The organism is Aurantimonas sp. DM33-3, from assembly GCF_014334315.1.
In the GTDB taxonomy this organism is placed as follows: Bacteria; Pseudomonadota; Alphaproteobacteria; order Rhizobiales; family Rhizobiaceae; genus Aurantimonas; species Aurantimonas coralicida.
The window spans coordinates 186,716-211,308 of the sequence record NZ_JACSGS010000005.1 but is presented as its reverse complement, the minus strand read 5'-3'; the positions used below and the strand labels follow the sequence as shown (position 1 = coordinate 211,308).

At 68.1% G+C, this 24,593-nt stretch carries 23 protein-coding genes and 1 pseudogene; 21 read left to right on the top strand and 3 right to left on the bottom strand.

Translation table 11 applies throughout. The annotated features are described in order from the left end of the window. Window positions 1–26: 26 nt before the first annotated feature. Window positions 27–1,181 (bottom strand): alpha/beta hydrolase, encoded by a 1,155-nt coding sequence (locus tag H9Q09_RS09465; protein WP_246716077.1) that lies wholly within the window; start codon window positions 1,179–1,181, stop codon window positions 27–29. Window positions 1,182–1,770: 589 nt separating this feature from the next. Between H9Q09_RS09465 and H9Q09_RS09460 the strand changes: the two are divergent. From H9Q09_RS09460 to H9Q09_RS09390, 15 genes and pseudogenes are all read left to right on the top strand, one after another. Continuing rightward, window positions 1,771–2,124: pseudogene (locus H9Q09_RS09460) on the top strand (cell wall hydrolase); the annotation flags it as partial. 282 nt (window positions 2,125–2,406) lie between these two features. Further along, on the top strand, window positions 2,407–3,213 hold the full coding sequence (locus tag H9Q09_RS09455) for a TIM barrel protein (RefSeq protein ID WP_187390824.1): 807 nt from the start codon (window positions 2,407–2,409) through the stop codon (window positions 3,211–3,213). A gap of 148 nt (window positions 3,214–3,361) precedes the next feature. Next, entirely contained in the window at window positions 3,362–5,179 is a 1,818-nt protein-coding gene (locus H9Q09_RS09450; RefSeq protein WP_024350281.1) for an IlvD/Edd family dehydratase, read from the top strand. A gap of 91 nt (window positions 5,180–5,270) precedes the next feature. Continuing rightward, entirely contained in the window at window positions 5,271–6,023 is a 753-nt protein-coding gene (locus H9Q09_RS09445) for an SDR family oxidoreductase (RefSeq protein ID WP_009210382.1), read from the top strand. Between the two features lie 49 nt (window positions 6,024–6,072). Continuing rightward, complete coding sequence (denD, locus tag H9Q09_RS09440) at window positions 6,073–7,059, top strand: D-erythronate dehydrogenase (protein WP_187390823.1); 987 nt, start codon at window positions 6,073–6,075, stop codon at window positions 7,057–7,059. A 39-nt stretch (window positions 7,060–7,098) separates the two neighbouring features. Continuing rightward, window positions 7,099–8,004, top strand: a complete 906-nt coding sequence (locus H9Q09_RS09435; protein ID WP_187390822.1) for an NAD(P)-dependent oxidoreductase — start codon at window positions 7,099–7,101, stop codon at window positions 8,002–8,004. Window positions 8,005–8,127: 123 nt separating this feature from the next. Beyond that, complete coding sequence (locus tag H9Q09_RS09430; RefSeq protein ID WP_009210385.1) at window positions 8,128–8,796, top strand: GntR family transcriptional regulator; 669 nt, start codon at window positions 8,128–8,130, stop codon at window positions 8,794–8,796. A gap of 237 nt (window positions 8,797–9,033) precedes the next feature. Then, window positions 9,034–9,654, top strand: coding sequence for a 50S ribosomal protein L21 (locus H9Q09_RS09425; protein ID WP_187390821.1), 621 nt, complete (start codon window positions 9,034–9,036; stop codon window positions 9,652–9,654). 48 nt (window positions 9,655–9,702) lie between these two features. Continuing rightward, window positions 9,703–9,972, top strand: coding sequence for a 50S ribosomal protein L27 (gene rpmA / locus H9Q09_RS09420; RefSeq protein WP_024350276.1), 270 nt, complete (start codon window positions 9,703–9,705; stop codon window positions 9,970–9,972). A gap of 128 nt (window positions 9,973–10,100) precedes the next feature. Beyond that, the gene (locus tag H9Q09_RS09415) at window positions 10,101–10,667 is read left to right on the top strand and encodes a GNAT family N-acetyltransferase (RefSeq protein WP_187390820.1); all 567 of its coding nucleotides are present in this window, start codon (window positions 10,101–10,103) and stop codon (window positions 10,665–10,667) included. After that, entirely contained in the window at window positions 10,664–11,257 is a 594-nt protein-coding gene (locus tag H9Q09_RS09410) for a DUF3833 family protein (protein ID WP_187390819.1), read from the top strand. Before H9Q09_RS09415 ends, H9Q09_RS09410 begins: the two co-directional genes overlap by 4 nt. Before the next feature lie 27 nt (window positions 11,258–11,284). After that, the gene (gene obgE / locus H9Q09_RS09405; RefSeq protein WP_348646292.1) at window positions 11,285–12,475 is read left to right on the top strand and encodes a GTPase ObgE; all 1,191 of its coding nucleotides are present in this window, start codon (window positions 11,285–11,287) and stop codon (window positions 12,473–12,475) included. Beyond that, window positions 12,475–13,629, top strand: coding sequence for a glutamate 5-kinase (gene proB, locus H9Q09_RS09400; RefSeq protein WP_187390817.1), 1,155 nt, complete (start codon window positions 12,475–12,477; stop codon window positions 13,627–13,629). The genes obgE and proB overlap by 1 nt, the downstream gene beginning before the upstream one ends. A 75-nt stretch (window positions 13,630–13,704) precedes the next feature. Continuing rightward, entirely contained in the window at window positions 13,705–14,985 is a 1,281-nt protein-coding gene (locus tag H9Q09_RS09395; protein ID WP_187390816.1) for a glutamate-5-semialdehyde dehydrogenase, read from the top strand. Between the two features lie 56 nt (window positions 14,986–15,041). Beyond that, window positions 15,042–15,629, top strand: a complete 588-nt coding sequence (locus H9Q09_RS09390) for a nicotinate-nucleotide adenylyltransferase (RefSeq protein ID WP_187390877.1) — start codon at window positions 15,042–15,044, stop codon at window positions 15,627–15,629. Between the two features lie 20 nt (window positions 15,630–15,649). Here the strand turns inward: H9Q09_RS09390 and H9Q09_RS09385 are convergent, their stop codons facing one another. Next, complete coding sequence (locus H9Q09_RS09385; RefSeq protein WP_187390815.1) at window positions 15,650–17,077, bottom strand: MATE family efflux transporter; 1,428 nt, start codon at window positions 17,075–17,077, stop codon at window positions 15,650–15,652. A 211-nt stretch (window positions 17,078–17,288) separates the two neighbouring features. Between H9Q09_RS09385 and H9Q09_RS09380 the strand changes: the two genes are divergently transcribed. From H9Q09_RS09380 to H9Q09_RS09355, 6 genes are all read left to right on the top strand, one after another. Next, the gene (locus H9Q09_RS09380; protein WP_187390814.1) at window positions 17,289–18,146 is read left to right on the top strand and encodes a DMT family transporter; all 858 of its coding nucleotides are present in this window, start codon (window positions 17,289–17,291) and stop codon (window positions 18,144–18,146) included. Window positions 18,147–18,252: 106 nt separating this feature from the next. Continuing rightward, window positions 18,253–18,954 (top strand): GntR family transcriptional regulator, encoded by a 702-nt coding sequence (locus H9Q09_RS09375; RefSeq protein WP_187390813.1) that lies wholly within the window; start codon window positions 18,253–18,255, stop codon window positions 18,952–18,954. 177 nt (window positions 18,955–19,131) lie between these two features. After that, window positions 19,132–20,322, top strand: coding sequence for a CaiB/BaiF CoA-transferase family protein (locus H9Q09_RS09370; RefSeq protein ID WP_187390812.1), 1,191 nt, complete (start codon window positions 19,132–19,134; stop codon window positions 20,320–20,322). A 179-nt stretch (window positions 20,323–20,501) separates the two neighbouring features. After that, the gene (locus tag H9Q09_RS09365; RefSeq protein ID WP_187390811.1) at window positions 20,502–21,800 is read left to right on the top strand and encodes a TRAP transporter large permease subunit; all 1,299 of its coding nucleotides are present in this window, start codon (window positions 20,502–20,504) and stop codon (window positions 21,798–21,800) included. 23 nt (window positions 21,801–21,823) lie between these two features. Beyond that, window positions 21,824–22,864: a TRAP transporter substrate-binding protein DctP gene (gene dctP / locus H9Q09_RS09360; RefSeq protein ID WP_187390810.1), complete on the top strand. Its 1,041-nt coding sequence runs from the start codon at window positions 21,824–21,826 to the stop codon at window positions 22,862–22,864. An 8-nt stretch (window positions 22,865–22,872) separates the two neighbouring features. Further along, on the top strand, window positions 22,873–23,382 hold the full coding sequence (locus tag H9Q09_RS09355; RefSeq protein WP_228239694.1) for a TRAP transporter small permease: 510 nt from the start codon (window positions 22,873–22,875) through the stop codon (window positions 23,380–23,382). A gap of 43 nt (window positions 23,383–23,425) precedes the next feature. Here the strand turns inward: H9Q09_RS09355 and H9Q09_RS09350 are convergent, their stop codons facing one another. Beyond that, window positions 23,426–24,532, bottom strand: a complete 1,107-nt coding sequence (locus H9Q09_RS09350) for a DSD1 family PLP-dependent enzyme (protein WP_187390809.1) — start codon at window positions 24,530–24,532, stop codon at window positions 23,426–23,428. Window positions 24,533–24,593: the final 61 nt, after the last annotated feature.

Genomic DNA, 24,593 nt, shown 5'->3' with positions numbered 1-24,593 from the left:
AAGCCGAAGAGGATTGTGGCCAGGCCCTACTGGCCGGTGGCCGTCTGCAGCGTGCCGCCGAGATTGCGGCCCATATTGCCGACCTGCCGGCCGAACTCTTCGCGGCCGCGCTGGCTGATGAGCGCACCGGGGGCGGTGACCACCGCACCGGCCGCCGAGCCGACGGTCTGGGCCGTGCCGAGGGCCGCCGCGCCCAGGGTCTCGCCAAGAGAGATGCCCTCTTCGCCGATCGCCTGCCCGGCGATCAGCCGCTGGCCGATGAGCCGCACGATCTGCGGGCTCTCGGCGAATTTCGAATGATTGAGGGCCGAGCCCGACTGCAGCGCGGACAGGTCGATCACGTCGACGCCCTTGGCCTCGATGCCGCTGCGATACGGTTCCTGCGACACGTCGATGGCACCGAGGCGCTGGACGCCGCCGGCCAGCCGCCGCGACACCTGCAGGGCGCGGTCGTCGGTCGAGGCGAAGATGGTCAGCTGCGTGCGCTCGGTGTCGATCTCGTCGAGCTGGTGGGAGAAGACATCGACGTCGAGATCGGGCGAGGCGAGGATCACGTTGCGGACCTTGGCCGGCAGCTTGCCGCGGCGGATCGACAGCTGCCGCAGCGCCTCCATGGTCAGCCAGCTTCCCATCGAATGGGCCATCACCGTGACATTGCGCACGCGCGGATCGTCGGCGGCCTTCTCGATGATCTCTTCCAGCGCGTTGCGCGAGAAATTGGCGCTCTCGCGGTCGTAGAGATAGTCGAAGACGCTGCCGTGGGACGGCCAGGAAAACAGGATCGGCGCCGCCGAGGCCGCCGTGTCATGGGCGATCTGGGCGAAGCGGAAGACCGATTCCTCATAGGTCGTGTTGAAGCCGTGGACGAAGATCAGGACGTCGCCCTGCTTGGTGCCGGCCACCCGGTGGAACCAGCGCTGCGCCGCCGCATCGTCCATCGGCGCCAGCTTCAGCACCGCGAATTCGGTCTGCGGATTGGCCGCGGTGGCGGTGGGATAGGTCAGTTCGCCTGCATTGCGATTGGCGGAGGGCGGGACCGAGACGACGATGTTGTCCACCGACAGGGTGCTGCCGCGATTGCCTGTATAGACGACGCCGGCGACCGGCGACGGCGCGCGCGTGGTGGCGACCAGCATGTCGACCGTGCTGGCGCCGGCGACGGTTCCGGCGATCGGCACCATCGTGCCCAGGGGCCGGCCCGCGCAGCCCGCCAATGCGATGAGCAGGCAGACAAGGAACGACAGGCCGGGGCGAGGAAGGCTGCAGGTCAGGATCGAAGCCTCCGATGGGCGCGGAACGGGACAGGCCGGCGGGCAATCCGCCTCGCTTAACATCACGGCGGCACGGCGGCCGACGGCCGGCATCGAAAAGCCGACGTTGCGTTGCCAGTGAACCGCGCCTTCGGCATAGCCGCTCCGGAGGCGAATCTCCAGTCCGTGTGGGACGTCCGGCATGCCCCCGCACCGCCGCTCGCGGAGCCGGCAAGTCCGCTGCAACCAGCACCGCCCCGTCAAACCCGCCGGAATTTCAGATAATTTTAACGATGCCGGCCGATGGGCCGCCGTGCGTCGCGCCATCTGAACGCGCGATTAAGAAATTTCGGCGATTTGTCGGGTTTGGGCGCAGGCGATGCTGGCTGTGCCCCGACACCCTGCCGAGGCTTGCCGCATGGCATTTCGACCCACCATCACGCGCACCCGGGCGACACTGGCGCTTCTTGCCCTGGTCACGGTGCTGGGCGCCTGCGCCGGCGGGCCGCGCCTGCGTCCGATGACGGCGCATGAATGCATGACGCGGGTGATGTATTTCGAATCCAACCGCAGCAGCGAAGAGGGCATGATCGCGGTCGGCACCGTGGTGATGAACCGTCTGGAGAGCGGCCGCTACCCCAAGACCGTCTGCGGCGTCGTCGGCCAGAAGAACCAGTTCGCGCCGGGCGTCCTCACGCGCTCGATGGAAAAGGGCAAGGATCTCGCGTCGCGGACCGCCACCAAGGTGCTGAACGGCGCCCGCCACCGCAATGTCGAGAAGGCGATGTTCTTCCACACCGCCGGCATGACCTTCCCCTACACCAACATGCATTACCTCGTCGAAGCGGGCGGCAACGTCTTCTACGAGAAACGCAAGAATGCCCGCCGGCTGAGCGACCCGCCGTTCCGCAATCCCGAGCCCTACGATCCCAGGCGCCCCGCTGCCCAGCCGTCCGCCATGGCAACCATGGCCGCGTCCCGGTCGGCGGGTTCCACCAGCGCCGCGCTGGAGCCGATCAGCATCGACGATCTGATCCGCGCCGACCGCTACTGATCGCCGCCTCGCTCGCCTTACCATGGCGCGCCTTTTCCGCGACGGCCCCTTTGCGTACGGATCGCGCATGGGCCATAGCGGGGCCTTGCGTATCCACAGGGGATGCGCAGCGCCTTCTGGAGATCAGCCGTGCCGACGATCCGCTTTTCCGCCAATCTCGGATTCCTGTGGCAGGAGCTTGCCCTGCCCGACGCCATCCGGCGCGCCAGAGACGCCGGCTTCGACGCGGTCGAGTGCCACTTCCCCTATGCGGTCGATCCGGCTGCCGTGAAGGCCGCCCTCGACGAGACCGGCCTGAAGATGCTCGGCCTCAATACCAGCCGCGGCGACCGCGAGGGTGATTTCGGCCTCGCCGCCCTGCCCGACCGCGTCGAGGAAGCCCGCGCCGCCATCGACCAGGCCGTCGATTATGCCAGGGCGATCGGCGCCGGCGCGGTGCACGTGATGGCCGGCAAGTCGCACGGTGTGGACGGCGCGCAGGCGACGTTCGAGGCCAATCTCGCCTATGCCTGCGAGGCCGCCGGCGACATGACGATCCTCATCGAGCCGATCAACCAGCGCGATGCGCCGGGCTATTTCCTGTCCTATCAGGCGCAGGCCGCCGAGATCATCGCGCGGGTCGGCAAGCCCAATCTGAAGATCATGTTCGACTGCTATCACGCGCAGATCATGGAGGGTGACCTCCTCAAGCGCTTCGAGCAGCATCTGCCGGTGATCGGCCATCTGCAGATCGCCGCCGTTCCCTCGCGCGGCGAGCCGGACGAGGGCGAAATCGCCTATGACCGCCTGCTGCCGGCCATGGCCGACCTCGGCTGGGACGGCCATGTCGGCGCGGAATACCGCCCGCGCACGACAACCGACGCCGGTCTCGGCTGGATGACCGCCTACAAGTCGCCGGCGCGCAGCTGACACCAAGAACCCAAATCACCCGGCTGCCGATTCATTCACCGCGTGACACCGCGTCACGGGTTGGAACCGGCGCCGGGTTAATGTATACATTGCGTCAGAGGCTGCCCGCGCTGCGGATGCAACCAGAGATCGACGTTCCGGAGACCCCATGACCAACGACATCAAAGCCGGCCCGCTGCGCTCGCGCGCGTGGTTCGACAATCCTTCCAATCCGGACATGACCGCGCTGTATCTCGAGCGCTATCTGAATTTCGGCCTCAGCCAGGAAGAGCTGCAGTCGGGCAAGCCGATCATCGGCATCGCCCAGACCGGCTCCGATCTCAGCCCCTGCAACCGCCATCATCTCGAACTCGCCAAGCGGGTGCGCGAGGGCATTCGCGAGGCCGGCGGCATCGCGCTGGAGTTTCCGGTCCATCCGATCCAGGAGACCGGCAAGCGCCCGACCGCGGGCCTCGACCGTAACCTCGCCTATCTCGGCCTCGTGGAGGTGCTCTACGGCTACCCGCTCGACGGCGTCGTACTGACCATCGGCTGCGACAAGACCACCCCCGCCATGCTGATGGGCGCGGCCACCGTCAACCTGCCGTCGATCGCGCTGTCGGTCGGCCCGATGCTGAACGGCTGGTTCCGCGGCGAGCGCACCGGTTCGGGCACGATCGTCTGGAAGGCCCGCGAGATGATGGCCGCCGGCGAGATCGACTATGCCGGCTTCGTCAAGCTGGTCGCCTCCTCGGCGCCGTCGACGGGCTACTGCAACACCATGGGCACGGCCTCGACGATGAACTCGCTGGCTGAGGCGCTGGGCATGCAGCTGCCGGGCTCGGCGGCGATCCCCGCCCCCTACCGCGATCGCCAGGAGGTCGCCTATCTGACCGGCAAGCGTATCGTCGAGATGGTCCACGAAGACCTGAAGCCGACCGACATCATGACCAAGGACGCGTTCATCAACGCGATCCGCGTCAATTCAGCCATCGGCGGCTCGACCAACGCGCCGATCCACCTCAACGGCCTCGCCCGTCACCTCGGCGTCGAGCTGACCATCGACGACTGGCAGACCTATGGCGAGGAAGTGCCGCTGCTGGTCAATCTGCAGCCGGCCGGCGAGTATCTCGCCGAGGACTATTACCATGCCGGCGGCGTGCCGGCGGTGGTCAACCAGCTGATGGAAAGGGGCCTGATCCACGAGGACGCGCCGACCGCCAACGGCAAGACCATCGGCGACAATTGCCGCGGCGCGATCATCGAGGACGAGAACGTCATCCGGCCGATCGACCGGCCGCTGATCGACCATGCCGGCTTCCGCGTCCTGAAGGGCAATCTCTTCGATTCCGCCATCATGAAGCTGTCGGTGATCTCCAAGGAGTTCCGCGACCGCTATCTCTCCAACGCCGACGACCCGATGGCCTTCGAGGGCAAGGCGATCGTCTTCGACGGCCCGGAGGACTACCACCACCGGATCGACGATCCGGCGACGGCGGTGGACGAGCGCTCGGTCCTGTTCATGCGCGGCGCCGGCCCGATCGGCTATCCGGGCGCGGCGGAAGTCGTGAACATGCGGGCCCCCGACTATCTCCTGAAGCGCGGTATCCACTCCCTGCCTTGCATCGGTGATGGCCGGCAGTCCGGCACGTCGGGCAGCCCGTCGATCCTCAACGCCTCGCCCGAGGCGGCGGCCGGCGGCGGTCTCGCCATTCTGAAGACCGGCGACATGGTCCGCATCGATCTGGGCCGCGGCACCGCCAACATCCTGATCTCCGACGAGGAGCTCGCCGCGCGCCACAAGGCGCTCGAGGAAGCCGGCGGCTACGCCTATCCGGCGCACCAGACGCCCTGGCAGGAAATCCAGCGCGGCATCGTCTCGCAGCTCTCCACCGGTGCGGTGCTGGAGCCGGCGATCTCGTATCAGCGCCTCGCCCAGGGCGGCATCGACGGCAAGTCCGCCCCGGTGCCGCGCGACAACCACTGATCTGACGGGGCGGACCGCGCATGACGCGGCCCGCCCTTTTCACACCATCGCCGCGCAATGCTTCGCGCACCGAGAGGAACGGGACAGAGCCATGACGAAACGCCTGGACGGCAAGACCGCCGTCTGCACCGCGGCCGGCCAGGGGATCGGCCGTCAGGTGGTCGAGACCTTCCTGAAGGAAGGCGCCACCGTCTATGCGAGTGATCGCGACGCGGAGAAGCTGGAAGGCCTCGACGCCTTCGGTCCGGTCCATACCGCCGCGCTGGACGTCACCGACAGTGAGGCGGTGAAGGCGTATCTTGCCGGCGTGCCGACCCCGGATATCCTGTTCAACTGCGCCGGCTACGTTCACCACGGCACCATTCTCGACTGCGACGACGCGGCCTGGGACTTCTCCTTCGATCTCAATGTTCGCTCGATGCACCGGATGATCGCGGGCCTTCTGCCGCGCATGCTCGAGGCGGGCGGCGGCTCGATCGTCAACATCTGCTCGGCCGCCGGTCCGGTCAAAGCCGCCCAGAACCGCTATGTCTACATGGCGACCAAGGCCGCGGTGGCGGGCCTCACGCGCTCGGTCGCGGTCGACTTCGTCGGCAAGGGCATCCGCTGCAACGCCATCTGCCCCGGCACGATCGAATCCCCCTCGCTGGAGGAGCGGATAGCCGATCTCGGCAAGACGATCGGCGGCACCGACAAGGCCAAGGCGATGTTCATCGAGCGCCAGCCCATGGGCCGTCTCGGCAAGCCGTCGGAGATCGCCATGCTGGCGGTCTATCTCGCCTCGGACGAGAGCGCCTTCACGACAGGAACAATGCAGGTGATCGACGGCGGCTGGACGCTCTAGGAGCGCAGCACACGCGACGACACCGAACGACAACAGGGAAGAGGACACGATGCGGATTCTGGTACTGGGCGCCGCCGGCATGGTCGGCCGGCAGCTGATCGAGGCAATCATCGCCGACGACACGCGCCTCGGCGACAAGGTCACGGAGATCGACGCCTTCGACGTCGTCAAGCCGGCCTTCGACAGCCAGGCCGGCGGCATCACCATCGAGTGCAGCGCCGGCAACATCGCCGACGAGGCGACGGTGCGCGCCCTGGTCGACAAGCGGCCGGACATGATCTTCCATCTCGCCGCGATCGTTTCCGGCGAGGCCGAGGCCGAGTTCGAGAAGGGCTACGCCATCAATCTCGACGGCACGCGCTATCTGCTCGAGGCGATCCGCCAGCAGGACGGCGTCTACCGGCCGCGTCTCGTCTTCACCTCCTCCATCGCCGTCTTCGGCGCGCCGTTCGAGGACCCGATCACCGACACCTTCCTGTCGGCCCCGCTGACCAGCTACGGCGCCCAGAAGGCGATCGGCGAGCTGCTGCTGTCGGATTACAGCCGCAAGGGCTTCGTCGACGGCGTCGGCATCCGCCTGCCGACCATCGTCGTGCGCCCGGGCAAGCCGAACAAGGCCGCGTCTGGGTTCTTCTCCGGCATCATCCGCGAGCCGCTGGCCGGCCACGAGGCGATCCTGCCGGTCGATGACAGCGTGCGCCACTGGGTTGCCAGCCCCGCCGCCGCGGTCGGCTTCCTGCTGCATGCCGCGACGATGGACACCGAGACGCTGGGCGCCCGCCGCTGCCTGACCATGCCGGGCCTGTCGATCACCATCGGCGAGATGATCGAGGCGCTGCGCGAGGTCGCCGGCGACGAGGCCGTCGCCCTGATCCGCCGCGAGCCGGACGCCACCATCGAGAAGATCGTCGCCGGCTGGCCGCGTGATTTCGACGCCTCGCGGGCGTCCGAGGTCGGCTTCGTCGCCGACGACAATTTCGCGGACATCATCCGCGCCCATATCGCCGACGAAGCGGCACGCAAAGCTGCAGCCTGACCGCCGCGCAGCGTCCCAGGCATTCGAGCAGGAGTGTACATGACGAACCGTCCCAGCATCGGTTTCATCGGCGTCGGCCTGATGGGCCACGGCATGGCCAAGAACATCGTCGAGGCCGGCTACACGCTGACCGTCCTCGCCCATCGCAACCGCGAGCCGATCGAGGATCTGAAGTCCCGCGGCGCCAGTGAGGCCGACAGCGTCGTCGGCGTTGCGAAGGCCGCCGAGATCATCTTCCTCTGCCTGCCCGGCAGTCCGCAGGTGGAAGCCGTCGTCGGCGAGATCCTCGCCGCGAACGGCGCCTGCAGGACGATCATCGATTGCTCGACCGCCAATCCGGTCTCGACGCGGGCGCTGGCCGAACGCTGCAGCGAGGCCGGCGTGACGCTGATCGACGCGCCGCTGTCGCGCACGCCGAAGGAAGCCTGGGAGGGCACGCTCGACACCATGGTCGGCGCGTCCGAGGCGGATTTCGAGCGGGTGAAGCCGCTTCTGGAGACCTGGGCCGGCAAGATCGTGCGGGTCGGCGACATCGGCGCCGGGCACACGATGAAGCTGCTCAACAACTTCGTCTCGCTCGGCTATGCGGCGCTCTATTCCGAAGCGCTGGCGATCGGCGCCAAGAACGGCATCGACGCCAAGACCTTCCACGGCGTGATCAGCGGCGGCCGGATGGATTCGGGCTTCTACCAGACTTTCATGAAATACGTGGTCGACCGCGATCGCGACGCCCACAAGTTCACGATCCGCAACGCCCACAAGGACATGCGCTACGTGGTGTCGATGGCCGACCAGAGCGGTATTGCCACGCATGTTTCGGCGTCGGTAAAGAACGGCCTCGCCACGGCCGAGGCGATCGGACGCGGCAGCGACTATCTGCCGATGCTGTCCGACATCGTCTTCGAGCTGAACGGGGTCGCAACGCCCGACGGCTCGAAGAGCTGACGAAGACGACCGGGAGAAGGATCCCCGGCAGATGAACAAGGGAGGCCGGCACTGACGAAACAGGATGCGACGAACGCACCCCATCGCCGTCCTCCCGCCAGCGGCTCGCGGCCCCGACCGAGCATGCAGGGCGTCGCCAAGATGGCGGCACGCGAGCGGGCCTATCACGAGCTGAAGTACCGGATCCTGGAGGGTCGGCTGCCGCCCGGCACGACGCTCCTGGAGACGGAGGTTGCCAATCTTCTGTCGCTCAGCCGCACGCCGATCCGCGAGGCGCTGATCCGCCTGGAGGAGGAAGGGCTGGTCGAGGTGAAGCCCCGGCACGGGGTCACCGTGCGCGCCCAGTCGCTCGACGATCTGGCGGAAATCTACGAGGTCTTCTCGGCGCTGGAGGTGCAGGCCGCGCGCCTTGCCGCCGTGCGCGGGCTCGAGCCGAGCGAGAGCGAGCGGCTGAAATCGCTGATGGACCAGATGGAGAAGGCGACGCGCAGCGACGACATCGAGCGCTGGTCGCAGTTCGACGACGCCTTCCATTCGGATATCGTCTCGCTGTGCGGCAATTCCCGCCTGCAGGCGACCCTGCGGCAATATTGGGAGCAGCAGTACCGGGCCCGCATGGCGATCATTCCGCTGCGCATCAAGCCGGTCCAGTCCGACCAGGAACACCGGCAGATCGTCCAGGCGATTCTCGACCGCGACAGCGAGGAAGCCGGGCGCCTACACCAGCTGCACCGCGACCGCACCGACCGGCAGGCGCTGGAACTGCTGCGCCGGCAGGCCGGCAAGCTCTAGCCCGCCGGGGCCCGCCCCGCAGCGCTTGCACTCGACGCTGGGGAAACCTCCAGGGCTCCGGACCCGGTTTGACGGCCGGAAGGCTTGACCTTGCGCGGCCTTGCCGCTAGTCACAAATCGCAATTCTGGGCGTGGCACTGCCGCGCCTGTTTGTTTTCGCCCATTCAGTAACCGACTGACAAGAAGACGGTCCGGGTCCTGCGGGACACGAGAACCGATCGAACGAACGGAGCTAAAATGTTCGCAGTCATTAAGACCGGTGGCAAGCAGTACCGCGTTGTCCCCAACGACAAGTTCACCATCGAGCGTCTCCCGGGCGCCGCCGGTGATCTCGTGACCTTCAACGAGGTCCTGATGGTCGGTTCGACCATCGGTGCGCCGTTCGTTCAGGGCGCTGCCGTCACGGCCGAGATCGTCGAGCAGACCCGCGGCAAGAAGGTGATCTCCTTCAAGAAGCGTCGTCGCCAGAACTCCAAGCGTACCCGTGGCCACCGTCAGGACCTGACGATGATCCGCATCGCCGAGATCCTGACCGACGGCAAGGCCCCGTCGCAGACCGCCGCCGCGCCGAAGCCGGCCAAGGTCGCTGCGCCCAAGCCGTCCGCCGAGACGACCGACGCCACGCCGGACGTGCCGATGTTCATCGCCCCGACCGGCGGCGAGCAGGACAAGCTGACCAAGATCAAGGGCATCGGCCCGGTCGCCGAGAAGCAGCTCAACGAGCAGGGCATCACCACCTATGCCCAGATCGCGGCCCTGTCCGACGAGGACGTTGCCCGCATCGACGCGAACATGCCGTTCAGCGCCGCGCAGATCGAAGACTGGCGCGCCCAGGCCGGCGAACTGGCGAAGCAGTAATTCCGGGGCCATATCCCCCGCGAGCCCTGACAGGCAAGGAGACCTACGATGGCACATAAGAAAGCAGGCGGCTCTTCGCGCAACGGTCGCGATTCGGAGTCCAAGCGCCTTGGCGTGAAGAAGTTCGGTGGCGAGTCCGTCATTCCGGGCAACATCCTGATCCGTCAGCGCGGCACGCGCTGGCATCCGGGTGCCAATGTCGGCATGGGCAAGGACCATACCCTCTTCGCGAAGGCCGAAGGCAACGTGGCGTTCCAGCACAAGGCGAACGGTCGCACCTACGTGGCCGTCATGCCGAAAGCCGAAGCCGCCGAGTGACCGGAGCTTCAGAGCGCCGGCGTTCCACCGACCCGGCACTCTGAACCCTCCGAACGATCGGACCTTCAGAGCACAACAGGGGAGATGGACCGCCATCTCCCCTTTTCGCGTCTGGAAGGAACGATGCGATGCTTGAGGACACGACCGTCGAACGGGACGGCGAGACGATCGAGACCCGCAGGCTGCTGTTGCGGCCGCTGACGATGGACGATGCCGGCGCGCTGGCGAAGCTGATCAACGACCGCGAGATCGCCCGGATGCTGGCCCGCGTGCCGCATCCCTACGGTCTGGCCGATGCCCGCGCCTTCATCAGCGACCATGCACCGGAAACGGTCTTTGCGCTCTGCCTGAAGGACGTCGGCGACCTCGTCGGCTGCTGCAGCCTGAAACCGGAGAGCGTGCCCGGCCGGTTCGACATCGGTTACTGGGTCGGCCGCCGGTTCTGGGGCAAGGGTCTTGCCACCGAGGCAGCGCAGGCCGTGATCGATTACGGGTTCGTCGCGCTGAAGGCCGACGCCATCGCCGTCGATTGCCGCGTCCTCAACGAGGCGTCGCGCCGGGTGATCCGCAAATGCGGCTTCCACTTCACCGGCAGCGGCCTCATCGACACGATCAGTTCCGGGCGCGTGGCCAGCGAGCATTTCGTCATGGACCGGCGGTGCTGGACGTCGCTCAAGGCATGGGGTCGGGCATGAGCCGCCGGATGGTCGTCGCGCGCAGGATCGGCGGCGCCCTCACCGGGGCGCTGCTGCTGGCCGGGCTTGCGGCCTGCGGCGACGATCCTGCCGACGTGCCGCCCGCCTCCGTCGCCGACGGCCTGGCACTGGAGGAGTTCTTCGCGGGGGCGTCCTATTCGAAGGGATCGGTCACCACGGCGCTGTTCTTCACCGAGGACTTCACCGCGCGCTTTTCCGGCACGCGCCAGGATGGGCGGCTGCTTCTCGACGAGCAGTTCAGCTTTCCCGACGGCGACCGGCTGCAGCGCTGGGACCTCGGCATGACCAGCCCCGGCCTCTATACCGGCACGGTGCGGACCGAGGGCGACGACGGCGAATTGTTACCACCGGTGGCCGTTTCCGGCAGGCTGGCGCCGAACGGTGTCGTTCTCGACTATGACGGCTACCCGCCGGGCGGCGGCGATACGCTGCTGCACTTTCGCCACCGCATGACGCGACAGTCGGACGGGACGGTCGCCAACCATGTCAGCGTGTCGAAATTCGGCGTGCCGCTGGCCACGTCCGACGTGGTCTTCGCCAAGGACAAGGCTGCGCTCGACGCCCACTGACGCCGCGGGCCGACCGGGTCCGCGCATATGATCCTCTGGATCGCCCGCCTCTTGGCCGGCGATCCGTTCACAAGTCCCGACCGGCCCGCTAGAAGGGGCCGTCCGCCATACCGACCGCATGCTCAGGAGAGCACAGAGATGAAATTCCTCGACCAGGCCAAGGTCTATGTCCGATCCGGTGACGGCGGTGCCGGCTCGGTGTCGTTCCGCCGCGAGAAATACATCGAGTTCGGCGGGCCGGACGGCGGCGATGGCGGCCGCGGCGGCGACGTCTGGGTGGAGGCGGTTGCCGGCCTCAACACGCTGATCGACTATCGCTACCAGCAGCATTTCAAGGCCAAGACCGGCGGCCACGGCATGGGCCGCAACCGCAATGGCGGCAAGGGCTCGGACATCACGCTGAAGGTGCCGGCCGGCACCCAGATCTTTGCCGAGGACAACGAGACGCTGCTGTTCGACCTGACCGATATCGGCGAGCGTCACTGCATAGCCGCCGGCGGCAATGGCGGCTTCGGCAACGCCTATTTCAAGACCTCGGTGAACCAGGCGCCGCGGCGCGCCAATCCCGGCCAGGAGGGCGAGGAGCTGACGATCTGGCTGCGGCTGAAGCTGATCGCCGATGTCGGCCTCGTCGGCCTGCCCAATGCCGGCAAGTCGACCTTCCTCGCCTCGGTGACGCGGGCCCGCCCGAAGATCGCCGACTATCCCTTCACCACGCTGCATCCCGGTCTCGGTGTCGCCAAGGTCGACGAGGCGGAATTCGTCATCGCCGACATTCCGGGCCTGATCGAGGGCGCCCATGAGGGCGTCGGCATCGGCGATCGCTTCCTCGGCCATGTCGAGCGCACCAGCGTGCTGCTTCATCTGGTCTCGTCCAGCGAGGACGACGTCGCCGGCGCCTATCGCACGGTGCGGCGCGAGCTCGAAGCCTATGAGCACGGCCTGGCCGACAAGCCCGAGCTCGTCGCCCTGTCGCAGGTCGACACGCTGACGCCGGAGGTCCGCGAGGAAAAGCTGGCGGAGCTGCAGGTGGCCGTCGGCTACGCGCCGCTCGCCCTTTCGGCGGTCAGCCGCGAGGGCATGACCGAGGCTTTGCGCGAGCTGAAGAGCCGCATCAGCCGCCTCGCCCCCACGGAAGAGGAAGAGCCCGACCGCTTCGCCGTGGCCGCGGCCGAACGCGCCGAGGCGGAAGAGGCCGAGAAGAAGGACGCGGAGTGATGAGCAATCCCCTCCACGGCTACCGGCGGATCGTCATCAAGATCGGTTCGTCGCTGCTCGTGGACCGCGAACGCGGACTGAAGCGGACCTGGCTGGAATCGCTGGGCGAGGACATTGCGCGCCTCGTCGGCGAGGGCCGGGAGATTCTCGTCGTGTCGTCGGGCGCCATCGCGCTCGGCCGCAAGATCCTGAAGATGCCGCGCGGTCCGCTGCGGCTGGAGGAAAGCCAGGCGGCCGCCTCGGTGGGCCAGATCGCCCTATCGCGCACCTATCTGGAGATCCTCGGCCGCCACGGCATCGAGACCGGGCAGATCCTCTTGACCCTCGGGGACACCGAAGAGCGCCGGCGCTATCTGAATGCACGCGCCACCATCGCGACGCTGCTGGCGCTCAAGGCCGTGCCGGTCATCAACGAGAACGACACGGTCGCCACCTCCGAGATCCGCTACGGCGACAATGACCGGCTGGCCGCCCGGGTCGCCACGATGATCGACGCCGACATGCTGGTCCTGTTGTCGGATGTCGACGGGCTCTACACTGCGCCGCCGCATCTCGACCCGAACGCCGAGCACATTCCCCTGGTCGATCAGATCACGCCGCAGATCGAGGCGATGGCGGGCTCGGCCGGTTCGGAACTGTCGCGCGGCGGCATGAAGACCAAGATCGACGCGGCGCGGATCGCGACCGGTTCCGGCACCGCCATGATCATCACGGCGGGCAACCGGCTCTATCCTCTCTCCGCCATCGAGACCGGCGAGCGCGCCACGCTGTTTCGCGCCGTCGACACGCCGGTCGGCGCCCGCAAGCGCTGGATCGCCGGCCAGCTCCATGCCACCGGTCGCCTGTTCGTGGATGCCGGCGCCGTCAAGGCGCTGGCCGCCGGCCGCAGCCTGCTGCCGGCGGGGGTCAGCAAGGTCGAGGGCGAGTTTCGCAGGGGCGACACGGTGGCGGTGTACGACAACGCCCGCCGCGAGATCGCCCGTGGGTTGATCGCCTATGATTCCGACGAGGCGCGGCTGGTCGCCGGCCTGCGCTCCTCCGAGATCGGCGCGGCCCTGGGCTATGAGGGCCGCGCGGCGATGATCCATCGCGACGACCTCGCCGTCGATCCGGGCGCGGCGGAGACGCCGGGCCAGCAGCTCACCTCGGCCTGAAACAGACGGCGCGAAGGCACGGCGACAGGCCCTGCCCGTTGCCGCGACGCAGTACAGATTTCGGAGACCACACCCATGCGTGACAGCACCGAGACCGGATCGATCGACACGCTGATGGACGCCATCGGCAAGCGGGCCCGCGCCGCGGCGCGCCGCCTCGCCCTGGCGCCGACGGAGACGAAGAACGCAGCGCTTCTGGCGATGGCCGACGCGCTGGCCGCTTCCACCGACACCATCCTCGCCGAGAATGCCGCGGATCTCGACCGCGCGGCGGAGGCCGGCATGGCCGCCTCCTTCGTCGACCGGCTGACGCTGACGCCCGACCGCATCACCGCGATGGCCGACGGCCTGCGCGCCATCGCCGCCCTGCCCGACCCGGTCGGCGCGACCGTCGCCGCCTGGGACCGGCCGAACGGCCTGTCGATCGAGCGCGTGCGCACGCCGCTCGGCGTCATCGGCGTCATCTACGAGAGCCGGCCGAACGTGACCGCCGATGCCGGGGCGCTCTGCCTGAAATCCGGCAATGCGGTGATCCTGCGCGGCGGCTCGGATTCGGTCCGCTCCTCGGCCGCGATCCACGCCGCGATGGTCGCGGGGCTGACTGCCGCCGGCCTGCCCGAGGACGCCATCCAGATCGTGCCGTCCACTGACCGCGCGGCCGTCGGCGCCATGCTGCGCGGCCTCGACGGTGCGATCGACGTCATCGTGCCGCGCGGCGGCCGTTCGTTGGTCGCCCGCGTGCAGGATGAGGCGCGGGTGCCGGTCTTCGCCCATCTCGAAGGGCTCTGCCACGTCTATGTCGACCGGGCCGCCAATCTCGACATGGCGCGGGACATCGTCGTCAATTCCAAGATGCGCCGCACCGGCATCTGCGGGTCTGCGGAAACCCTGCTGATCGACCGCGCCGCCGCGGACACGCATCTGCTGCCGCTGATGGAAGCGCTGCGCGAGGCCGGTTGCGAGATTCGCGCCACCGACGAGGTGCGCGAGCGCTACCCGACCGCCGAGCCGGCCGCCGACGCGGACTTCGTCACCGAATATCTCGACGCGATCATCTCCGTCGCGCTGGTCGACGGCGTCGCTGGCGCGATCGACCATATCGAGAGCCATTCCTCGCACCACACCGAAGCGATCGTGACCGACGACGCGGTTACGGCGGAGACCTTCTTCGCCGGCATCGATTCGGCGATCCTCCTCCACAACGCCTCGACCCAGTTTGCCGACGGCGGCGAGTTCGGCATGGGCGCGGAGATCGGCATCGCCACCGGCAAGATGCATGCGCGCGGCCCGGTCGGCGTCGAGCAGTTGACCAGCTTCAACTATCGCGTCCGCGGCAACGGTCAGACCCGCCCGTGAGGCTGGGCGATACCGCCGCCGCCGCCCTCAAGGGCGTCGATGCGGCGGCGCTGGCCATGCCACCGGCGCAGCCCGGCATGCGGATCGGCCTGTTCGGCGGCTCGTTCAACCCGCCGCATGAAGGCCATCTGCTGGTCGCCGAGACGGCCCGCCGGCGGCTCGGGCTCGATAAGGTCTGGTGGATGGTGACGCCGGGCAATCCGCTGAAGGATCACGGCAAGCTGCGGCCGATCGGCGAACGCCTGGCCGCGGTCCGGGCGCTGGCGCCGGGCCCCCATTCGGTGCCCACCGCCTTCGAGGCGCGCCATCGCATCCGCTATTCGGCCGATACGGTCGCCTTGCTGCGGCGGCGCCATCCGCGCGTGCATTTCGTCTGGATCATGGGCGCAGACAGCCTCGCCAGCTTCCATCGCTGGCAGGACTGGCGGGAGATCGCGACCAGCCTGCCGATCGCCGTGGTCGACCGGCCCGGCTCGACCCTCTCCGTCCTCTCGGCGGTCACGCCGCAGGTGCTGGCGCGCTTCCGCCTGCCGGAGACGGCGGCCAGGGCCCTGCCCCTGCGTCGGCCGCCGGCCTGGGTGTTCCTGCACGGGCCGCGCTCGACCGTCTCCTCCACCCTGCTGCGGCGACAGAACGGCGACTGAGGCCCCCTTGCCGCGTCCGGTCAGGCGTCGAGCAGGCCGTAGCGCTCGCGCAGCAGGAAGCGGGCGTTGAGCAGCAGCGCCGCGGTGGACAGGCCGAAGGCCAGCCCCCACCACAGGCCGACGCCGCCCCACCCCACGATGAAGGCGAGGACATAGGCCACCGGCATGCCGACCAGCCAATAGCTGAACAGCGCGATCAGCATCGGCGTGCGGGTATCCTTCACGCCGCGCAGGATGCCGGCAGCCACGACCTGCAGCGCATCGGCGATCTGGAAGAGCGCGGCGACCACCAGCAGCGGCACGCCATAGGCCAGCACCGCCTCGGCATTGGCGTTGCCCCGATCGAGATAGAGCCCGATCAGCTCCTGCGGCCAGAACCAGAACAGGCATGCGCCGCCGATCGAGATCAGCGTGCCGATGCCCAGCGCCACCGCCGATGCCCGGTCGAGATCGCGGCGGTCGCCGCGACCAAAGGCGAGCCCGACCCGCACCGTGGCGGCGCTCGACAGGCCAAGCGGCACCATGAAGGCGATGGAGGCGATCTGCAGCGCGATGCCATGGGCGGCCAGCGGAATGGTGCCGAGCCAGCCCATCATGATCGAGGAGGCGACGAACAGCCCGACCTCGGCGATGATCGTCGCGCCAATCGGCCAGCCGAGCCGCAGCACCTCGAAGAAGTCCGGCCAGTCCGCCCGCCAGAAGCGGGCGTAGAGCTCGTAGCGCCTGAGGCTCGGCGCCAGCGCCGTATAGGCGACCAGCAGGCCGGTCATCAGGAGGTTGCTGCCGAGCGTCGCCACCGCCGCCCCGACAATGCCCAGCGCCGGCGCGCCGAAATGGCCGAAGATCAGGAGATAGTTCAGCCCGGCATTGACCACGGCGCCGACGAGGATCACCGCCAGGACGAGATAGGCGCGGTTGACGACGGTCAGGTAGGAGCGCAGTCCCAGGACCAGCAGCGCCGGAAACATCGACCATTGGGCGACGCGCATATAGGCCCCGGCGAGGGCCGAGATTTCCGGGTCCTGGCCGAGCGCCACCAGGATCGCCTCGGTGTACCAGAGCAGCAGCATGACGAGCGCGCTGTAGAGCATCAGCACCCACAGCCCCATGCGGATCGAGCGGCGCACGTCGCGCACGTCGCCGCGGCCCTCGGCGCCGGCCGCCAGCGGCAGCACGGCCTGGGCGAAGCCGGCCCCGAAGATGAAGACGATGAAGAAGGTCTGGGTGGCCAGGACGCCGGCCGCCAGTTCGGTGGCGCCGAGCCAGCCGATCATCACAGTGTCGGTGACGTTCATGGTCATTTGCGCCAGCTGCGCGCCGATCAGCGGCACCGCCAGAACGATGGTCGCGATGGCGTGGCGCAGCCACGACTGCACCGGCCCACGGCCATCGGCCCCGGGCAGCGGCGGCGTTTGGGCGCCGGACCGTTCTGAAACATTCGTCTGCATGACATCACCGCCTGATGCCGGTGGCCTAGAAGGGCGCGACGGGGAAGTCCAGCGACGCCGTCGCCGCTCGCCGGCCTCCGGCGACATGGCTGCCACGAGGGTGGCGCAGGGCTGGACCGTTTATCCCGGATGTCGACCTTCCAGCCGAGCCGTTCGGCTTTTCAGCGCCGCGGCTTTCCAGTAAGCAACGCTTAGCAAAGGCGTCGATCCCGTGAAATCCTTCAGTTCTCTCCTGACCGGCATCCTGTTGACGGTCCTTGCCGGCAGCGTCTTCGCGGGTATGGATTCCCTCGGCAAGCATCTGACGACGCTCGTGCCGGTGCTGCAGGTCATCTGGGGCCGCTATTTCTTCCAGACGCTGATCCTCGGCAGCTATCTCGGCGCCACCACCGGCACCGGCTTCCTGAAGGCCCGCCACCCCTATCTGCAGCTCGTACGCGGCATGCTGCTCCTGGCCGCCACGATCTGCATGTACAACGCCCTTGCCCGCGTGCCGCTGGCCGATGCGACGGCCGTCCTGTTCTTCACCCCGATCGTCGTGACCATCCTCTCGGTCATCGTCCTGAAGGAGAGCATCGGCATCCACCGGATCGGCGCGATCATCGCCGGCTTTTGCGGCATGCTGCTGATCCTGCGGCCGGGCTTCGCCGGCATCGAACCGGCGCTGGGCTTCGCCTTGGCGGCCTCGGGCTTCAACGCCTGCTACCTCTTGATGACCCGACGCCTCGCCGGCACCGAGGACGCCGCCTCGACGCAGTTCAACACCACGGCGGCCGGCGCGGTCATCCTGACCCTCGTCATCATCCCCTTCTGGGAGACGCCGGCCCCGGCGACGCTGGCGCTGCTCGTCCTCAGCGGCGTTGCCGGATCGATCGGCCATTTCACCCTCGTCACGGCCTTCTCCCACGCGCCGGCCTCGCTGCTGTCGCCCTTTCTCTATTCGCAGGTTCTGGTCGCCAGCATTCTCAGCGTGGTTCTGTTCGGCGACCCGTTGCAACCGCCGATGATCCTCGGCACCGTGATCCTGGTCGCCAGCGGTCTCTACATCTGGTGGCGCGAGAACCGCTGAACCGGCACGGTTCCGACGCCCGCCAGTGTCGCGCGCGATCGGCAGTTGCTTTTCGCAACCCGTTTCGATTGTATCCAATCACGCCCATGGAGCCTCGGGACCGGCCATGACCGGAAGTCGCCATCGCAATGCCAAGCAGCGGACCGTCGACCGCGTCTACGAGGACGTGCGGGCCGACATCATCCGCGGCCAGCACCCGCCCGGATCGCGGCTGACGGAGGAAATGCTGGCCGAGCGCTACGAGGTGAGCCGCACCCCCGTCCGGGCCGCCCTGCACAAGCTCGCCAGCGACGGCTTCGTCGACATGATCCCGCGGATCGGGGCGCTGATCAAAACCCGCTCGCAGGCCGAACTCGCCGAGATCTACGGCGTCCGCGCCTTGCTCGAAGGCACGGCCGCCGGGCTTGCTGCGACCCGGCGCAGCGAGGCCGACCTTGCCCGGCTGACGCATCTCGCCGAGGAAATGGAACAGATCGTCGCCGATCGCGGCCAGATCGAGCGGCTTTCCCGGCTCAACCAGGAGTTCCACCAGGTGATCGCTGCGGCAAGCGGCAACAGCACGTTGGAGGAAGCGGCCCTCCGCCTGATGGGGATCGGCCTCCTGATCCACACCTATGGCAGTTTCCGCAGCCCCGACATCCGACGCTCCCTCGCCGAGCACCGCGTCCTCATCGACGCATTGACCGCCGGCGACAGCGACTGGGCCACCGCGGTGATGCGCTCGCATATGCTGGCAACGCGCACGGCCCTGACGACAGCCCGCGATACGGCGCCGGAAGCCCCCGAGACATCGCCGCCGTCGCGCTAGCCGATCCCGGCCGAACGGGTCCACCTCCGGCTCGTCGGGCCGCGCCGGCTCCGTTCTGGGTGCAGTGCAAGATTGACGCATTGGATACAATAGCGATAGCGTGCCGGCGCAGCCCCGGTTCGGGCTGGCGACGGCCGCGGTGGGACGCGGCCGTGGAGGACATGCCCGGGAGGATCGATGAAAGCGCTAGACGGAATCCGTGTGCTCGAAATGGGCCAGCTCATCGCCGGTCCCTTCTGCGGGCAGCTCTTGGCGGATTTCGGCGCCGAGGTCGTGAAGATCGAGCCGCCGCGCGTCGGCGACGCCATGCGCCAGTGGGGCCGCACCGATGCCGAGGGCCATCCGCTGTGGTGGCCGGTGATCGCCCGCAACAAGAAGTCGTTGACGCTCGACCTGCGCAAGCCGGAAGCGCAGGAACTGGTCCGCGAACTCGTCGCGTCGACCGACATCATCGTCGAGAATTTCCGTGCCGGACGCATGGAGGCCTGGGGCCTCGACTACGAGACGCTGAAGGCGATCAATCCGCGCCTGATCATGGTCCGCATCACCGGCTTCGGCCAGACCGGCCCCTACAGCAACCGCGCCGGCTTCGCCGCCGTCTGCGAGGCGATGGGCGGCATGCGCTACATCGGCGGCTACCCCGACCGCCCGCCGGTGCGCATCGGCCTGTCGATCGGCGACACGCTGGCCGGCCAGAGCGGCTTCCAGGGCGCGCTCCTGGCGCTGCAGCACCGCAATGTCACCGGTGAAGGCCAGATGGTCGACGCCTCGATCTACGAGGCCGTCCTGTCGGTGATGGAGAGCGTCGTCACCGAATACGACCGCGGCGGCCATGTGCGCGAGCGCTCCGGCAGCTTCCTGCCGGGCATCGCGCCGTCCAACGCCTATCCCACCAAGGACGGCGACACGATCATCATCGGCGCCAATCAGGACAGCCTGTTCCGCCGGCTGACGGCCCTGATGGGCCAGCCGGAGCTCGCCGACGACTCGCGTTTCTCCAATCACCAGGCGCGCGGCCGCAACCAGGCGGAAATCGACGCGATCATCGGCGAATGGACGCAGACGCAGGAGGCGCATCCGCTGGTCGAGCTCCTCGCCGAGGCCGGCGTCCCGGCCGGCCTGACCTATCGCGCCCACGACATGCTGGAGGACCCGCACTTCATCGCGCGGGAATCGATCGTGCGGGTCGAGGACGAGACGCTGGGATCGACCGCCATGCAGAACGTCTTCCCGCGCCTTTCCGCCTCGCCCGGCGCCGTCGAGCGGACCGGGCCGAAGCTCGGCGAACACACCCGGCCGGTGCTGCGCGAATGGCTGGACTACGACGACGCGCGGATCGACGCGCTGGAAGCTGCCGAGATCATCTAGGGAACGCGACCGGACGGGCGGCGCGCCAGGGAGCGGCGCCGCGCGAGCCGGCCATTGGGAGGAACGTCATTGCCACTCGAATTGCGGATGCGCGCGACGAAGGCTGATGCCGGCCGCCGGTCGGCCCCTGGTGCAGAACGCACGCGGCGGCCCGCCGCCCATGGCGTGGTGGCGCCGCGATGATCGAGCCCATCATCGTCGTCGTCATCCTTCTGGCGATGATCGCCATCGGGGCGCCGATCTTCCTCGCGCTGGGCGCTGCCGGCCTCACTGGCCTCTACATGGCGCGTGGGTCGATGGCCTTCTTCTTCGGCCCGACCTCGCTGTTCGGCCAGCTCAACAGCTTCGAATTGCTGGCGCTGCCGCTCTTCGTGCTGATGGGCAATTTCCTTGCGGCGACGCCCGTCGGCAAGAACCTCTTCCACGCCGCCGTCGTCTGGCTGCAATGGCTGCGCGGCGGACTGGCGATTTCCACCGTCGGCGCCTCGGCGGTCTTCGGTGCGGTCTCCGGCGTCTCGATCGCCGGCGTCGCGGCGGTCGGCTCCATCGCCGTGCCGGAAATGCTGGCGCGCGGCTACAGCCGCTCGATCGCCGCCGGCAGCGTCGTCAGCGCCGGGGCGCTGGCCATGCTGATCCCGCCCAGCGTGCCGCTGATCATCTACGGCGCGGTCTCAGGCGTCTCGGTGGCCGACCTGTTCATCGGCGGCATCGTGCCGGGCATCGCCCTCGCCCTGGCGCTGTCGGTCTATCTCTACTTCCGGGTGCTGCTCAATCCGGCAGAGGCACCGCGCCAGGCCCATGTCGAATACAGCTGGGGCGACCGCCTGCGCGCCATCGGCGGCATCTGGCACGCCATCCTGCTGATCGCCGTCGTCCTCGGCACGATCTACACGGGCGTCGCCACCCCATCGGAGGCCGCGGCCTTCGGCGCCGTCGGCGCCTTCCTGATCGCCGCCGTCATCTTCCGCAGTGTCGACGTCCGCGGCACGATGAAGGTGCTGGGCTCCAGCGCCCGCATCTCCGGCGCGATCCTGCTGATCATGGGCTGCGCCCGGATCTTCGGCGACTATCTCAATCTCGTGCGGGTACCCGACGCGATCACCGGCCTTCTGATCGGCACCGAGTTGCCGCCGGAGGTCATCCTCGTCCTGATCATGCTGGCCCTTGTCGGCCTCGGCATGCTGGTCGATGCGGTGTCGCTGATCGTCGTCACCACGCCGATCCTGCTGCCGCTGATCACGACGCTCGGCTACGACCCTTTGTGGTTCGGCATCATCCTGGTGATGAATTTGGAGATCGCGGTTGTCACGCCGCCGGTCGGCCTCAACCTCTACACGCTCAAGGCGGTGGCCCCGATGCTGAAGATCGAGGAGATCGTCCGCAGCGTGGTGCCCTTCGTCATGGTGCAGTTCGTGATGCTCATCATCTTCGTGCTGTTCCCCGCCATCAGCCTCTGGCTGCCCAATCTCATGCGTTGAGTTTCATCAAGGGAGGAAAAGACATGACCATAGACAGACGCAGGCTCATCACCACCACGGGCGCCGTCGCGCTGGCTTCGGCCCTGGGCCTTGGCACCACAAGGCAGGCCGCCGCCGCCCAGAAGCTGACGGGCGTCACCTACCTGCCGCCGTCCTACGCGGATCTCGCCTATGGCTCGCAGGGCCTGGTCGACCGGATCAACGAGAAGGCCGGCGAAACCGTCGCCATCGACTTCTACGATTCCGGCCGCCTGCTGTCGGCCGACGAGCAGCTGCCGGCGCTGCGGTCGGGCACCATCGACTTCATGTTCCACACCACGTCCTACGTCACCCGTTCGCTGCCGATCCTCGGCATCACCGGGCTGCCGGGCGTCGTCGGCGACCTCGCCCGCAATCCCGACCGGCTGAAGCGTGGTTCGCCGCTGTTCCAGCTCATCCAGGACGAGTTGAAGAAGAACGGCCTCACCGTCCTCAGCCTCGGCGGCGGCATCATGGAGCCGGAATACATCTGGAGCACCAAGGACGCGCCGATCCGCAATCTCGACGACATCGAGGGCAAGAAGATCCGCGTCGTCTCCTTCGAGGCGACCAAGGCGATCGAGGATCTGGGCGGCGCTTCGGTGCGTATCCCCTCTTCCGAGCTCTATCTCGCCCTGCAACGCGGCACGGTCGACGCGGCGGTCGCCAATATCTCGACGATCAACGGCCGCAGCATCCAGGAGCAGGTCGGCCACGTCTACCGCATGCCGCTCACCGGCTTCGCCATCGGCGTGTTCGTCCAGACCGATCGCTGGGAAGCGATGGACCAGGCGGTGCGCGACGCCTTCATGGACGGCGTCGAATGGTTCGACACCCACAGTGCCAAGGTCGCCAACACCGACTATTTCGAGCAGAAGTACTGGCCGGCCTTCCGCGAGCTCGGCATCGAGGAAATCGAGCCCGACGAGGCCGCCGTGGAGCGCTTCAACGAGATCAGCGCCAATGTCCGCGAGAGCTGGGTCTCCGAGGTCGGTGAAGAGGTCGGCCGCCGCGCCATTGCGCTCGCCCACGGCGAAGACGCGTAAGGGGAACCATGATGCTCGCCGTTCCGGTCAGGCTGTTCGAACATTTCGCCAGGCTTCTGCAGGTCCTGGGCCAGGTCGTGCTCGCCTTCATGGCGCTGACGATCACCTATGACGCGACGATGCGCTACATCTTCGCGGCGCCGACCTCCTGGAGCCTGGAGATCAACGCCTTCCTGGTCGTCTATCTGGCGGTCATGACGGCGGCGGACGTGCAGCGGCGCGGCGAGCATATCGGCATCACGCTCCTGCCCGACAGCATGGGCGACAACGGACGGCGCGTGCTGTCCGCCATCGTCGGCATCGTCGGCTGCGTGTTCTGCGCGATCATCACCTGGCGCGGCGGCCTCATGGCCTACGACGCCTGGGCCTATGGCGAACGCGTCTCGAGCGGCTTCGGCACGCCGATGTGGCTGCCCTACGGCATGCTGCCGATCGGCTTCGGCGCGCTCGGCCTGCAGTTCCTGATCAATACCCTGCAGGGCCCACCGCCCCGCTCGGACGTGATCCACCACGTCTGAGCCCGAAATGCCTGAGCGGCGGCGGTCTTCGGGCTGTCGCCGCTCAGGCCATCATGCCACGCGCGGCGACCGGCCAGACGGCCTCGACCCAGCCGTCCCGCACCCCGACATACCAGTCGTAGCGATCGACCGTCGGGTCGCAATGCCCCGGCACCAGCCGCAGGCGCTCGCCCACCGACAGCTTGGTGCCCGCGGAACAGGCCAGCTGGCCGTGCTCGTCGGACGCGCCGGCATAGGTCACACCGGGCCGTTCGTGGACCAGCGGCAGCCCGCTCTCGATGGCGATGCCCTTGTGGCCGCAATCCACCACCGCGACACCCTCGCGCGCCGAGCTCATCACGGTCGCCGCGACGAACAGCGACTGGCGAAAGTCCGGCGCCGGGCGATTGCGGCCGTAATCGGCATCCATGAAGGCATAGGAGCCGGCCTGCAATTCGGTGAAGACGCCGCTTGCCGCCTCCAGCTCGAAGGTGCCGGTGCCCGCGCCGGTCACCGCCGGGCAGGCGATCCCCTTCGCCGCAAGACCGTCGACGACCGCCCGGGCGGTATCGGCCACCGAAGCGATGGCGGCGCGGCGCGCATCGAGGTCGCGCAGATGCTGGGCGCCGCCGTGATAGGCCTGCAGGCCGCCGAAGATCAGCGCGTGACTGCTTGCGATACGTTCGGCCAGGGCGATAGCGGCGGCCGGCGAGCCGACCCCGGCGCGGTTGGCGCCGACATGGATCTCGACCAGCACGGTCAGCCGGCAACTGGCCGCTTCGGCGGCGGCCTCGATGAGGTCCACCACGCCCGCGTCGTCGGCGCAGAGCGCGATGTTCGTCATCTTCGACAGCGCCGCGACGCGCGCCAGCTTGCGCGGCGCGACGATCTCGTTGGTAATGAGGATGTCAGGAACGCCTGCCCAGGCGAGGATCTCGGCCTCGCCGACCTTCTGCACGCATTGCCCGACGGCGCCGCGCTGGGCCTGCCAATGGGCGATGACCGGTGACTTGTGGGTCTTGGCGTGGGGCCGCAGGCGGATGCCGGCCCTGGCCGCGAAGGCCGCCATGCGGTCGAGATTGTGTTCCAGCGCGTCGAGGTCGACGAGGAGCGCCGGGGTGTCGACATCCTCCTCGGCCATGCCCGGCTCGGCCGGCGGATTCTGCAGCATGCGCGGCGGTCCGTTCCTGTCATCGTCAGACGCCGGAAAGGCCGGCGTGCCTTTCCGGTAT

What these genes read in the sequence shown, in the direction of transcription:
- H9Q09_RS09465 (WP_246716077.1), bottom strand. Translation starts at nt 1,181, where the DNA reads ATGGTGCCGATCGCCGGAACCGTCGCCGGCGCCAGCACGGTCGACATG.
- H9Q09_RS09455 (WP_187390824.1), top strand. Translation starts at nt 2,407, where the DNA reads ATGCGCAGCGCCTTCTGGAGATCAGCCGTGCCGACGATCCGCTTTTCC.
- H9Q09_RS09450 (WP_024350281.1), top strand. Translation starts at nt 3,362, where the DNA reads ATGACCAACGACATCAAAGCCGGCCCGCTGCGCTCGCGCGCGTGGTTC.
- H9Q09_RS09445 (WP_009210382.1), top strand. Translation starts at nt 5,271, where the DNA reads ATGACGAAACGCCTGGACGGCAAGACCGCCGTCTGCACCGCGGCCGGC.
- denD (WP_187390823.1), top strand. Translation starts at nt 6,073, where the DNA reads ATGCGGATTCTGGTACTGGGCGCCGCCGGCATGGTCGGCCGGCAGCTG.
- H9Q09_RS09435 (WP_187390822.1), top strand. Translation starts at nt 7,099, where the DNA reads ATGACGAACCGTCCCAGCATCGGTTTCATCGGCGTCGGCCTGATGGGC.
- H9Q09_RS09430 (WP_009210385.1), top strand. Translation starts at nt 8,128, where the DNA reads ATGCAGGGCGTCGCCAAGATGGCGGCACGCGAGCGGGCCTATCACGAG.
- H9Q09_RS09425 (WP_187390821.1), top strand. Translation starts at nt 9,034, where the DNA reads ATGTTCGCAGTCATTAAGACCGGTGGCAAGCAGTACCGCGTTGTCCCC.
- rpmA (WP_024350276.1), top strand. Translation starts at nt 9,703, where the DNA reads ATGGCACATAAGAAAGCAGGCGGCTCTTCGCGCAACGGTCGCGATTCG.
- H9Q09_RS09415 (WP_187390820.1), top strand. Translation starts at nt 10,101, where the DNA reads ATGCTTGAGGACACGACCGTCGAACGGGACGGCGAGACGATCGAGACC.
- H9Q09_RS09410 (WP_187390819.1), top strand. Translation starts at nt 10,664, where the DNA reads ATGAGCCGCCGGATGGTCGTCGCGCGCAGGATCGGCGGCGCCCTCACC.
- obgE (WP_348646292.1), top strand. Translation starts at nt 11,285, where the DNA reads ATGATCCTCTGGATCGCCCGCCTCTTGGCCGGCGATCCGTTCACAAGT.
- proB (WP_187390817.1), top strand. Translation starts at nt 12,475, where the DNA reads ATGAGCAATCCCCTCCACGGCTACCGGCGGATCGTCATCAAGATCGGT.
- H9Q09_RS09395 (WP_187390816.1), top strand. Translation starts at nt 13,705, where the DNA reads ATGCGTGACAGCACCGAGACCGGATCGATCGACACGCTGATGGACGCC.
- H9Q09_RS09390 (WP_187390877.1), top strand. Translation starts at nt 15,042, where the DNA reads ATGCCACCGGCGCAGCCCGGCATGCGGATCGGCCTGTTCGGCGGCTCG.
- H9Q09_RS09385 (WP_187390815.1), bottom strand. Translation starts at nt 17,077, where the DNA reads ATGCAGACGAATGTTTCAGAACGGTCCGGCGCCCAAACGCCGCCGCTG.
- H9Q09_RS09375 (WP_187390813.1), top strand. Translation starts at nt 18,253, where the DNA reads ATGACCGGAAGTCGCCATCGCAATGCCAAGCAGCGGACCGTCGACCGC.
- H9Q09_RS09370 (WP_187390812.1), top strand. Translation starts at nt 19,132, where the DNA reads ATGAAAGCGCTAGACGGAATCCGTGTGCTCGAAATGGGCCAGCTCATC.
- H9Q09_RS09365 (WP_187390811.1), top strand. Translation starts at nt 20,502, where the DNA reads ATGATCGAGCCCATCATCGTCGTCGTCATCCTTCTGGCGATGATCGCC.
- dctP (WP_187390810.1), top strand. Translation starts at nt 21,824, where the DNA reads ATGACCATAGACAGACGCAGGCTCATCACCACCACGGGCGCCGTCGCG.
- H9Q09_RS09355 (WP_228239694.1), top strand. Translation starts at nt 22,873, where the DNA reads ATGATGCTCGCCGTTCCGGTCAGGCTGTTCGAACATTTCGCCAGGCTT.
- H9Q09_RS09350 (WP_187390809.1), bottom strand. Translation starts at nt 24,532, where the DNA reads ATGCTGCAGAATCCGCCGGCCGAGCCGGGCATGGCCGAGGAGGATGTC.